The 11,267-nt window shown below is 72.3% G+C and carries 10 protein-coding genes; 6 read left to right on the forward strand and 4 right to left on the reverse strand.

Annotation, left to right across the window (positions count from 1 at the left end):
• The first annotated feature begins 96 nt into the window (after positions 1-96).
• On the forward strand, positions 97-1,530 hold the full coding sequence (locus DSY14_RS11780) for an aminobutyraldehyde dehydrogenase (RefSeq protein ID WP_211716549.1): 1,434 nt from the start codon (positions 97-99) through the stop codon (positions 1,528-1,530).
• Positions 1,531-1,650: 120 nt separating this feature from the next.
• On the opposite strand, the gene ddaH is transcribed toward DSY14_RS11780, so the two are convergent.
• Positions 1,651-2,487, reverse strand: coding sequence for a dimethylargininase (gene ddaH / locus DSY14_RS11785; protein ID WP_211716550.1), 837 nt, complete (start codon positions 2,485-2,487; stop codon positions 1,651-1,653).
• A gap of 256 nt (positions 2,488-2,743) precedes the next feature.
• On the opposite strand from ddaH, the gene DSY14_RS11790 reads away from it, so the two are divergent.
• Both DSY14_RS11790 and DSY14_RS11795 read left to right on the forward strand, forming a co-directional pair.
• Positions 2,744-3,838 carry a zinc-binding dehydrogenase gene (locus tag DSY14_RS11790; RefSeq protein ID WP_211716551.1) on the forward strand — a complete coding sequence of 365 codons (1,095 nt, stop codon included), beginning with the start codon at positions 2,744-2,746 and terminating at the stop codon, positions 3,836-3,838.
• Positions 3,839-4,033: 195 nt separating this feature from the next.
• The gene (locus tag DSY14_RS11795; RefSeq protein ID WP_211716552.1) at positions 4,034-5,692 is read left to right on the forward strand and encodes an FAD-binding dehydrogenase; all 1,659 of its coding nucleotides are present in this window, start codon (positions 4,034-4,036) and stop codon (positions 5,690-5,692) included.
• 154 nt (positions 5,693-5,846) lie between these two features.
• Here the strand turns inward: DSY14_RS11795 and DSY14_RS11800 are convergent, their stop codons facing one another.
• Positions 5,847-6,089: a hypothetical protein gene (locus tag DSY14_RS11800; protein WP_211716553.1), complete on the reverse strand. Its 243-nt coding sequence runs from the start codon at positions 6,087-6,089 to the stop codon at positions 5,847-5,849.
• Positions 6,090-6,105: 16 nt separating this feature from the next.
• The gene (locus DSY14_RS11805; protein ID WP_211716554.1) at positions 6,106-7,014 is read right to left on the reverse strand and encodes an SPFH domain-containing protein; all 909 of its coding nucleotides are present in this window, start codon (positions 7,012-7,014) and stop codon (positions 6,106-6,108) included.
• A 102-nt stretch (positions 7,015-7,116) separates the two neighbouring features.
• Here DSY14_RS11805 and DSY14_RS11810 point away from each other — a divergent pair, with 102 nt between their 5' ends.
• Both DSY14_RS11810 and DSY14_RS11815 read left to right on the forward strand, forming a co-directional pair.
• Entirely contained in the window at positions 7,117-7,614 is a 498-nt protein-coding gene (locus DSY14_RS11810; RefSeq protein ID WP_211716555.1) for a PH domain-containing protein, read from the forward strand.
• A complete protein-coding gene (locus DSY14_RS11815) occupies positions 7,611-9,497 on the forward strand; it encodes a PH domain-containing protein (protein ID WP_211716556.1) in 1,887 nt (628 codons plus the stop codon). The genes DSY14_RS11810 and DSY14_RS11815 overlap by 4 nt, the downstream gene beginning before the upstream one ends.
• A 274-nt stretch (positions 9,498-9,771) precedes the next feature.
• On the opposite strand, the gene DSY14_RS11820 is transcribed toward DSY14_RS11815, so the two are convergent.
• Positions 9,772-10,125, reverse strand: coding sequence for an STAS domain-containing protein (locus tag DSY14_RS11820; RefSeq protein ID WP_211716562.1), 354 nt, complete (start codon positions 10,123-10,125; stop codon positions 9,772-9,774).
• Between the two features lie 461 nt (positions 10,126-10,586).
• Between DSY14_RS11820 and DSY14_RS11825 the strand changes: the two genes are divergently transcribed.
• Positions 10,587-11,123: an NUDIX hydrolase family protein gene (locus DSY14_RS11825; protein WP_211716557.1), complete on the forward strand. Its 537-nt coding sequence runs from the start codon at positions 10,587-10,589 to the stop codon at positions 11,121-11,123.
• Positions 11,124-11,267: the final 144 nt, after the last annotated feature.

Consider the following 11,267-nt stretch of genomic DNA (forward strand, 5'->3'; position numbering starts at 1 on the left):
CCCGCCCGGGCACCGGGCGCGAGGGACGACCACCGACGAGGCGCCGCTCACCACGACGCGCCGACCGCCATCGACGACATCGAGCGAAGGAGCACCATGAGCACCCACCCTCCCCTGCACAGCCTGGTCGACGGCGGGCCCCTGCACCCCGCCGGCGGTGCGACCCTGGACCTGGTCGACCCGGTCACCGAGCGGGTGACGGGGCGGGCCGGGATCTGCGGGCCGGCCGAGGTGGAGTCCGCCATGGGCTCCGCGGCCCGGGCCTTTCGCGCCTGGCGCGGGGCCACGCCGGCCGCGCGCCAGGGCGCCCTGCTCGCACTCGCCGAGGCCCTCGACGGCCGTGCCGAGGAGTTCGCCGACGCCGAATGCCGGGAGACCGGCAAACCCCGCGCCTCGGTCCTGTCCGACGAGATCCCCTTCTGCGTCGACACCCTGCGGTTCTTCGCCGGATCCGCACGACACCTGGAGGGCAAGGCGTCCGCCGAGTACGCCGAGGACCGCACCTCCTGGATCCGCCGTGAACCGGTGGGCGTGTGCGTGGGCATCACCCCGTGGAACTATCCGCTGATGATGGCGGTCTGGAAGATCGGACCGGCGCTGGCCGCCGGCAACACGGTGGTGCTCAAGCCCGCCGAGAGCACACCGACCACCACGGTGATGCTCGCCGAGATCGCCGCGCGGGTGCTGCCCGCGGGTGTGGTCAACACGGTGGTGGGCGACCGCGACACCGGCCGGGCGCTGGTGGAGCACCCCGCCGCCCGCCTGGTGTCGGTGACCGGTTCCACCCGGGCCGGGTCCCAGGTCGCCCGGGCGGCCGCCGACGATCTCAAGCGGGTCCACCTGGAACTGGGCGGCAACGCACCGGTGCTCGTCTTCGACGATGCCGACGTGGTCGAGGCCGCCGCCGGTGTGGTGTCCGCCGGGTACCTCAACGCGGGGCAGGACTGCACCGCCGCCACCCGCGTGATCGTCCAGGAGGAGGTGCACGACGCCTTCGTGGCCGAACTGACCCGCCGGGCCGCCGCGCAGGTCACCGGCCGCCCCTCCGACGAGACGAGCGACTTCGGTCCGCTCAACAACGCCGATCAGTTCGCCCGGGTCACCGGACTGCTGGACCGGCTGCCCGCCCACGCCCGTGTGGAGACCGGTGGTCACCGGGTGGGTGAGCGGGGGTTCTTCCTGGCCCCCACGGTGGTCTCGGGGGTGCGCGCCGACGACGAGATCGTGCGGGAGGAGGTGTTCGGACCCGTGGTGACGGTGCAGCGCTGTGCCGACGAGGCCGAGGGCGTGGAACTCGCCAACGGGGTCGAGCAGGGTCTGGCGTCCTCGGTGTGGACCCGTGACCACGCCCGGGCGCTGCGGGTCTGCGCCGCGTTGGACTTCGGGGCGGTGTGGGTGAACACCCACGGCGACCTGCTGTCGGAGATGCCGCACGGTGGGTTCAAGCGCTCCGGCTACGGCAAGGACCTGTCCGCCTACAGCCTGGAGGACTACACCCGGGTCAAGCACGTGATGAGCGCGTTGTCCTGACCTCCGGCCCGGGGCGGTGCCCGTCGGTCCTCGCCCCTCGCCAGGGCAACCGGCGCGGCACCTCCCGAGGACGTCGCGGGGCGGATGCCGCGGGGGACCCGCGGCATCCGCCCGTCGCCGTCAGACCCGCGGGTGGCGCAGTTCCAGCGTGCAGCACTTGGCGCCGCCTCCGGCCTTGCGGAGTTCGTCGAGTTCGACCGGGTGGACCGTGTACCCGAGTCCACGGAGCCGGTCGGCGAGCGCGACGGCCTCGGCGGCGATGACGACGTTGCGGCCGTCGCAGACCGCGTTGAGGCCGAGCACCGCCGCGTCCTCCTCGGTGGCCAGGAGCGCGTCGGGATACAGGGAGCGCAGCACCCGGCGGCTGCCCTCGGAGAAGGCGCCCGGATAGTAGGCGACCCGGTCCCCGGCCAGGGCGAACAGCGCGGTGTCGAGGTGGTAGAAGCGCGGATCGACCAGTTGGAGGGTGACGACCGGGCGCCGCAGGAGCCGCTCGGCCTCCTGGTGGGCGGCGGCCTCGGTGCGGAACCCGGTGGCGGCCAGGATGACGTCGTCGAAGGTGATGAAGTCGCCCTCGCCCTCGTTGACGTGCTTGGGTTCCCGCGTCTCGGCGTAGCCGGCCTGGCGGAACCAGTCGAGGTAGGCGGGCCCCTCGGGGGTGCGCTCGGCGCTGGCGAACCGTGCCCCGTAGACCCGCCCGTCCACGACCAGGGCGCCGTTGGCGGCGAAGACCATGTCGGGCAGCCCCTCGATGGGCGCGATCTCGCTCACCCGGTGGCCGAGCGACCGGTACAGATCACGGAGCCCCTCCCACTGCCGGATGGCGCGGTCGCGGTCGACGCCGGCCGCGGGGTCCATCCAGGGGTTGATCGCGTAGTCCACCGCGAAGTACGCGGGTCTGCACATCAGATAGTGCCGGGGCACCGCCACCGGCGCCGGGTCTGCGGGTCTCACCATGGAACCTCCCCATCGAGGTGACCCGGAAGCCGAACGGCCCGCGGTGGACCGGGCCTGGAGCACACCGCGTTTCCGGGCGGACATTCGTGGGATACCCGCGTGGAGAGGCCGCCAATAGCCCCGGTTCCCTCCGGCGGGCGGAACTGCACGCCGCCCCCGCCCGGACGTGCCATGCCGTCCCGGACGCGCCCCCGCGCCACAGACCGACCGGACGGTATTGCTAGGGTCACGGCACTTCCATGATTGGAGTCCTCCCATGAGCACGACCGTCAGGGCCGCCGTCTTCCACACGACCGACGCACCCCCCGAGATCCGACCCCTGGTCCTGCCCGACCCCGGCCCCGGCCAGGTGCGGGTCCGCATGGCCGCGGCGGGCGTGTGCCACTCCGACCTGTCGCTCTCCGACGGGACCCTGGCCCAGTCCTGGCCCGCGGTGCTGGGCCATGAGGGGGTCGGAACCGTGGAGGCCCTCGGTCCGGACGTGGAGGGTGTGGCCCTCGGCCGGCAGGCCATCCTCAACTGGGCACCGGCCTGCCGTGCGTGCTGGTTCTGTCGACAGGATGAACCGCACCTGTGCGCGCACGCTCTGGACGGCGCACTGACCCCCTACGCCGCGCTGACCGACGGCACCCCCGTCTACGCCGGTCTGGGCACCGGTGCCTTCGCGGAGGCCACGATCGTGCCGGCCACGGCCCTGGTGCCGTTGCCGGACGGGATCGACCCCGCCGCGGCCGCGCTACTGGGATGCGCCGCGCTCACCGGGTGGGGCGCCGTCCACAACGCCGCCGCCCTACGACGGGGCCGGTCGGCCGTGGTCTTGGGGCTGGGCGGGGTGGGACTGTCGGTGCTCCAGGCCGCCCGGATCGCCGGCGCGGACCCCCTCATCGCCGTCGACGTCTCCCCCGAGAAGGAGGAACTGGCCCGGTCCTTGGGCGCCACCGACTTCCTTGTGGCCGACGGCTCCACCCACAGGGCCGTGCGGGCCCTCACCGGCGGACGCGGGGCCGACCACGCCTTCGAGGTGGTGGGCAGGTCCGAGGTCGTGCGCACGGCCTGGAACTCCACCCGACGCGGGGGCACCGTGACCGTCGTGGGGGTGGGCTCGGCCGAGGACCGGGTGTCCTTCAGCGCCCTGGAGCTGTTCCACCAGGGCCGCACGCTCCAGGGGTGCGTGTACGGGTCCGGTGACCCGGACCGGGACATCCCGCTGGTGGCGGAGGCGGTCCGCGCGGGCGACCTGCGTCTGTCGGCGATGGTGACCGACGAGATCTCCCTCGAAGGGGTACCGGAGGCCTTCGAACGCATGCGGCGGGGCCGGGGCGGCCGGTCGCTGGTGCGGTTCGGTGCCTGAACGGGTCCCGGTCGGCCCCTGCCGAGGCGACCGGAAGGGGCCCGCCCCGGGCCTGGGCGCGCGGCCACGACACCGAAAGCGCCTTTGTCACCCTCTGACAAAGGATGTGGTGCGGAGCGCACAGGACCCTTGTCGTCCGCCGCGGGCCGGGGCACAGTCGTCATCACCATCCGCCGGACCCGCGAGGAGAGACCCATGAGCACCGACCAGGCCGACGCGATCGTCGTCGGGGCCGGGTTGGCCGGACTGGCCGCCGCCGCCGAACTGGCCGAGGCCGGCAAGCGGGTGATCCTGCTGGACCAGGAGCCCGAGCAGTCCCTGGGGGGTCAGGCCTTCTGGTCCTTCGGTGGACTGTTCTTCGTGGACTCGCCGGAACAGCGGCGCATGGGCGTCAAGGACTCCCGGGAGCTCGCGCTCCAGGACTGGATGGGCACCGCCGGTTTCGACCGCCCCGAGGACGCGTGGCCGCGCAAGTGGGCCGAGGCCTACGTCGACTTCGCCGCCGGGGAGAAGTACACGTGGCTGCGGCAACAGGGCCTGAAACTCTTCCCGATCGTCGGCTGGGCCGAACGCGGCGGCTATCTGGCCGACGGGCACGGCAACTCCGTACCCCGTTTCCACATCACGTGGGGCACCGGACCCGGGGTGGTCGCGCCGTTCGAGCGCCGGGTGCGCGCCGCGGCCGAACGCGGCCTGGTGGACCTGCGGTTCCGTCACCGGGTGGACGAACTGGTCGTGACGGGCGGGACCGTCACCGGGGTGCGCGGCACGGTGTTGGCCCCCAGTGACACCACGCGCGGCCAGGCCAGCAACCGCGACGCCGTGGGCGGGTTCGCGTGCGACGCGCAGGCGATCGTCGTCACCGCCGGCGGCATCGGCGGCGACCACGACCTGGTCCGCCGCAACTGGCCCGAGCGCCTGGGCCGGGCGCCCGAGCACATGTTGTCGGGGGTGCCGGCGCACGTGGACGGTCGGATGCTCGGCATCACCGAGACCGCCGGCGGACAGGTCATCAACCGGGACCGCATGTGGCACTACACCGAGGGCATCCGGAACTGGGACCCGATCTGGGCCCGGCACGGGATCCGGATCCTGCCCGGACCCTCGTCCCTGTGGTTGGACGCCACGGGACGGCGCCTGCCCGCGCCGTACTTCCCCGGGTTCGACACCCTGGGCACCCTGGAGCACATCATGCGCACCGGCCACGAGTACACGTGGTTCGTGCTCTCACAGAAGATCATCGAGAAGGAGTTCGGCCTCTCGGGCTCGGAGCAGAACCCGGACCTGACCGGCAAGGACCTCAGGCTGGTCCTCCAGCGCGTCCTGCCGGGCGCCCCGGGACCGGTGGAGGCGTTCAAGCGCAACGGCTCCGACTTCGTGGTCGCCGACCGACTTCCGGAGCTGATCCGGAAGATGAAGGGGATCGCCGGCGACGACGTCCTGGACGCCGACACGGTGACCCGCGAGGTGGTGGCCCGCGACCGGGAGATGGCCAACACCTTCACCAAGGACCTCCAGGTGATGGCGGTGCACGGCGCACGCCGCTACCGGGGCGACCGACTCGCACGGGTGGCGACCCCGCACCAGATCCTCGATCCCAAGGCGGGACCGCTCATCGCGGTGCGCCTGCACATCCTCACGCGCAAGACCCTGGGCGGGCTGCACACCGACCTGGACGCCCGGGTCCTGCGCACGGACGGCACGCCCCTGCCGGGGGTGTACGCCGCCGGTGAGGTCGCCGGGTTCGGGGGTGGCGGCGTGCACGGCTACCGGTCCCTGGAAGGCACGTTCCTGGGCGGTTGCCTGTTCTCCGGCCGCACCGCCGGGCGTGCGGCGGCGGCCGCCCTGGGGTAAGGGCTCCGGGGACACCGCCCTCGCCTCGGTCGCACGCGGGGCCGGCTGCAGGTCGGCGTCGACGACGGCCTATGCCGGACCCCGGACGGGTCGCGGCTTCGCGAGCGCAACGGCGCGGAGCCGGGCGCCCCGTTCGAGGCGCCCGGCTCTGTCGTCAGCGGGGTGAGCGAGGCTCGTCGTTCTCGTCCTCGTCCGGCGCGGGCCCGGCCTTGCGGGGACGGCCGCGGCGGGGCAGGTCCCCCGCCTCCTTCGGCATGCGTCCGGCGTCGTCCAGGGCACGACGGAGCAGGAACTCGATCTGGGCGTTGGTGCTGCGCAACTCCTGTCCGGCCCACCGCGCGAGCGCGTCGTGGACGGCGGGGTCGAGCCGCAGCAGCACCTTCTTACGCTCGGGCACGGCACCTCACCCGGATCTACTGGTACAGGGTTCCGGTATTGACGACCGGGCTGGCGGGGCGGTCGGAGCACAGCACCACGAGCAGGTTGCTGACCATGGCGGCCTTGCGCTCCTCGTCCAGGTCCACCACGTCCTCCTCGGACAGGCGCTCCAAGGCACGGTCGACCACGGTGACCGCGCCCTCGACGATCTCGGCGCGGGCGGCGATGAGCGCCCCGGCCTGCTGACGCTGGAGCATGGCCCGGGCGATCTCGGGGGCGTAGGCCAGGTGGGTGAAACGGGACTCCACGACCTTGACGCCCGCGGCGTCGACCCGCTCGGCGACCTCCTTGGAGAGCTGTTCGGTGATGGCGTCGGCGCTGTCGCGCAGGGACGGCACCTCGCCCTCACCGTAGGAGTCGTAGGGGTACTTGCCGGCGATGTGGCGGACGGCGGCCTCGGTCTGCGTGGAGACGAACTGGACGAAGTCGTCCACTTCGAAGGAGGCGCGCGCGGTGTCCTCGACCTGCCAGACGACGACCGCCGCGATCTCGATGGGGCTGCCGGAGGCGTCGTTGACCTTCATGACGGAGGTCTCGTGGTTACGGATCCGGGTGGAGACCGCTTTGCGGACGGTGAGCGGGTTGACCCAACGCAACCCGTCGGTGCGGATCGTGCCGACATAGCGGCCGAAGAACTGGACCACCTGAGCCTCGTTGGGCGCGACCATGGTCAGCCCGAGTGACAGGAAGGCGCCGGCGAGCGCCACGACCACACCGACCGCGACGAGGACGCCGGGCAGGTCGAGCAGGGGCAGGAGGGCGACGCCCACACCGACGAGGAACAGCACCACGGAGACGCAGAACATGGGGATGCCGCTGGATCCGAAAGCGGTGCGTTCACGGTACTGCGGCGCGGGCCTGATGACGTTCGCTGTATCGGTCATGGGTGTTCCCTCTCCTCGGGTGATGACTGGAGCATAGCATTGTGATATCACTTTTAATAGCCGGCCAGCCCCGAGGCCCGAACGAGAGGAGACGTGGACGCGATGAGCACCGACGCTCTGCGCCTGCGACCGCCCCACCACCGCGTGGACCGACGTGCCGTCCTCTGGTGGACCACCCGCTCCCTCGCGACGACGATCGCCCTCACCGCCGTCCCCCTGGTACCCGCGCTCATCTGGGAACCGGTCCGGTTCTGGTTCCTCGTCGCGACCGGGGTCATCGGCGGCGTCGGTCTGCTGATCACCGTGGTGATGCCCCAGTGGCGTTACCGGGTGCACCGCTGGGAGGTGACCGACACCGCCGTGTACACCTCCAGTGGATGGGTCTGGCAGGAGTGGCGGGTGGCCCCGATGTCGCGGATCCAGACCGTCGACACCGCGCGCGGCCCCTTGCAGCGAGCCTTCGGCCTGTCGAGCGTGACCGTGACGACGGCGTCCGCGGCGGGCCCGATCGAGATCAGCGGGCTCGACCACGTGCTCGCCACCGAGGTGGCCGACCAGCTCACCGACAGCACCGAGGCCGTTCCCGGGGACGCGACATGACCCCGCACGAGGATCGGCGCCCGGAGGGGCCGCACGCCGACGAGCCCGCCATCGCGGGACGGCACACCGAGACCTCCCCGGCCGAGGAACACCGCATCGCGTCGTCCGCGCCCGAGGCGGCCCACACGGACGGGCCGACCCCGGAGCCTCCCGCCGGCGGGTCGGAGCACACGGACCCCGGCCCGGAGGACGACCCGGCCGGCGACTGGCTGGGGCTGAGCCCCCTGTCGGTGTGGGCCAACACGACGGTCGTGGCCCTGTGCCTGGTGCCCACCGCGATCGTGGCCACCGTGGTCCTGTTCATCGCGGACCTGACCCTCTGGGCCGGGCTGTCGCTCCCGGCGTCCCTGGCCTTCATCGGCCTGACGACCTACCTGGACCTGCTCCGGCTGCGCGCGGTGCGCTACCGGGTGACCGTCGAGCGCATGGAGATGCGGTCGGGCATCATCGCCAAGGCCTACCGGTCCATCCCGCGCGAACGCGTGCGCAGCGTGGACGTGGCGGCTCCGATCTACATCCGCGTCTTCGGACTGTGCACCGTGACCGTGGGCACGGGTGAGAAGGTCGGCACCGGCGGGGACCAGCTGAAGCTGGAGTTCGTGACCGCGGACCAGGGTGAGCGGCTGCGCCGTGAACTGTTGCGGCGCACCCCGACCACGAGCGCCTCCGGCCCCACGGACTCCGCGGAGGAGACGGACGCCGGACCGGCCGAGGACGAGGGGACCGAACTCGCCCGCCTGAACCCGCGCTGGTTCGCCTACGCCCCGGCCACCACCGCCACCTTCGGTATCGGCCTCGGTGTGATCGCCGCGCTCGTCGGCCTCAACGCGCAGTCGGGCGGATACGGATGGCGGTGGATCTCCGAGCAGGCCGGACTGCCCAGCGGGCAGCAGATGGCCGACTTCGTGCTGAGCCGTGTGTTGCTCGTCGTGCCCCTGGCGCTGTTCGGGCTGTTGCTGTCCGGCGTGGTCATTCTGGTGGCCGCCGCGGTGGAGACCTGGTGGGACTACCGCCTCACCCGTGAGCCCGACGGCACCGTGCGGCTGCGGCGCGGTCTGCTGACCAGTGTCTCGTTGTCGGTGGAGGGTCGACGGCTCAACGGCGTGGTCCTGCACGAGCCGTTCGTGCTGCGTTCGGTGGGCGGGGCCGCCGTTCAGGCCGTCGCCACCGGTCTGGAGGGCGACGACGACAAGAAGACCAGTGCGAAGAGCCGGCTGTCACCGGCCATGCCCCGCGCCCGCGCCCGTGCCCTGGGTGCGGCGCTGATGGCCCGGGAGAGCTCCGCTCTGGACGTGCCACTGGAGGGACATCCGCGGGCGGCGTTGCGCCGGCGGTTCACCCGGGCCGGCGTCGTCACGCTGACGGGTCTGACCGCGGCCGGTGGGCTGGCGTGGCTGCACGGGGTCGCCACCGGGTCCTGGTGGGAGGTGGTCGGGACCATCGAGGAGAACATCATCCCGGTCCCCCTGTTCAGTGGGAGCGTGGAGGCCGCCCCCGGCTGGGGTTGGTTCCTTCCTGCGGCGATCCTGGGCGTGGTCGCGTTCTGGTACGCGGTGGGCTCCTACCGCGGGTTGGGCCACGGCCTGCACCCGGACTACCTGGTGCTGCGCAAGGGCATGGCGGCCCGGGACACGGTCACGCTGGAGCGGTCGGCGGTGATCGGCTGGCGGATCACGCGCTCCCCCTTCCAGCGCAGGCTGGGGCTGGCCGACGTGTCGGCGACCACCGCCGCGGGGACGGGCATGTACACCGCGGTGGACGTGGGTCTGGGCCAGGGGCTGGCCTGGGCGGACGCTGCGGTGCCCGCGTTGCTCGCGCCCTTCCTGGAAGGCTCCGAGGACCACGCGGAGGCCGAGGAGCAGAGCACTCCGCCGGCCCCCTGAGCCGTCCGCCGCGGGACCCGTTCGACGCTCGGGCCCGTGCTCGGGTGGCCCACGGTGCGGCGGGCATCGTCGACGCGCTCGGGCCGCCCGTGGCCCGCGGACATTGCGGGCCCCGTGCCCGTCGCCTCACTTCTCCGTGGGGCAGCGGACACGGGGCCCACCCGTGCACAAGCCCTCGTGAAGCCCCGTGCGCGGCCCGAGGATCCCCTTCCCGGAACCGCCGGAGCCCGGGGCACCGCTCCCCCGAGGGCGGGCGCGCCCTCGTCCGGGACGCCTAGAAGACGGGGTTGTCGCGGATGGGCGGACCGTCCGCGCGCAGTCCACTTGTGTGACTGAGCGCCATCTCCACCATGGGATAGACGTCGAACAGGCGCCGCATCGTCAGGGCGTCCAGGACCCGTTCGGCGATCGCCGTGGGCTCGGCGAGGACCATGTGCCGTCCCTGTTCGCTCAGGGAGCGGTGGACCGAGACGAGTGCGCGCACGCCGCTGGCGTCGAAGAAGCCGACCCCGGACATGTCCACGACCAGGCAGGCGCATCCGGAGTCCTCGACCGCCCGAAGGAGACGGTCACGCAGCCGGTCGGCGGTGGCCAGGTCCACCTCGCCGTGGACGCCTACCACCGTCACCCCTGTGCAGGAGAAACGTTCCCGGGCCGAGAACGGTACATCCTTCGCCACTCGGGCCACCTCTCACCGGACGTAACCTTTCCACTACGCAACCGCGTACGAGATCGTAACCTCTCCATCGAGGTCGCGGGAGCCCTTTGGTGAGAAAAACCGCCGAAATCTCGCTGATGTGACCACAGGGACAGCTCGGTGTCACCTCGGACGACCCGCTCTGGCCCGACACGGCGGGGGCCGCGCGACCCCGCGGATCGCACCATCGACTCTCGGACACTCCCGAAGTCGGCCCCGCGCCGTGCTTTCACGGCTCCCGTGCGGTAAAAGCGGTATTTGGACGCCCGCGTGACGGACGGGGCTCCCGCCTCTCCACGTGGCGGGAGGTCGACCGTCACGCGGGACACGAACAGAGCGAAGGGAGGGAGCGGCCGCTCGACCGCTTCATGCGGACGATGGCCGCGGACCCCATGACCGAAACCGCTGACACCCAGCCCGGCTGGTTCTCCTCCGAGGAACTGGAGAGCGTCCGCGCCCGCATGCCCGTGCTCTACGTCCAGGCGGTGCCCGTTCGTGTGGACGAGAGCGGGGCGGTGACACACGTCGGCCTGCTCATGCGGGCCGACCCCGACGGCAGCTTCAACCGCTCGGTGGTCTCCGGCCGGGTCCTCTACCACGAGCGGGTGCGCGACGCGCTCCTGCGTCACTTGGAAAAGGACCTTGGACCGGTCGCCCTGCCGCGCATCCCCAGCTCGCCCCAGCCCTTCACGATCGCCGAGTACTTCCCCACCCCCGGGACCACACCGTTCCACGACCCCCGCCAGCACGCGGTGGCCATGGCCTACGTCGTCCCGGTGAGCGGCGACTGCCAACCCCGGCAGGACGCCCTGGACCTGGTGTGGTTCACGCCCGAGGAGGCCACGAGCCCGGACGTGCGGGCGGACATGCAGGGCGGTCAGGGCGTCCTGGTACGCCAGGCCCTGGCCTACGTCGGTCACGCCCCCTAGATCCCCGCGGGGTCGCCGTGAGCGGCGGCCCCGCCCTCTTCGGGGGCGCCGCGCACTTGTGGGTCGGGGTCGTGCGACTTATTATGACTGACCAGTCAGTCATTTATACCGGGAGGCCACGATGACGTCGTCCCCGTCCCGAGC

The sequence above is a fragment of the Nocardiopsis sp. MG754419 genome (genome assembly GCF_018207095.1).
Classification (GTDB): domain Bacteria; phylum Actinomycetota; class Actinomycetes; order Streptosporangiales; family Streptosporangiaceae; genus Nocardiopsis.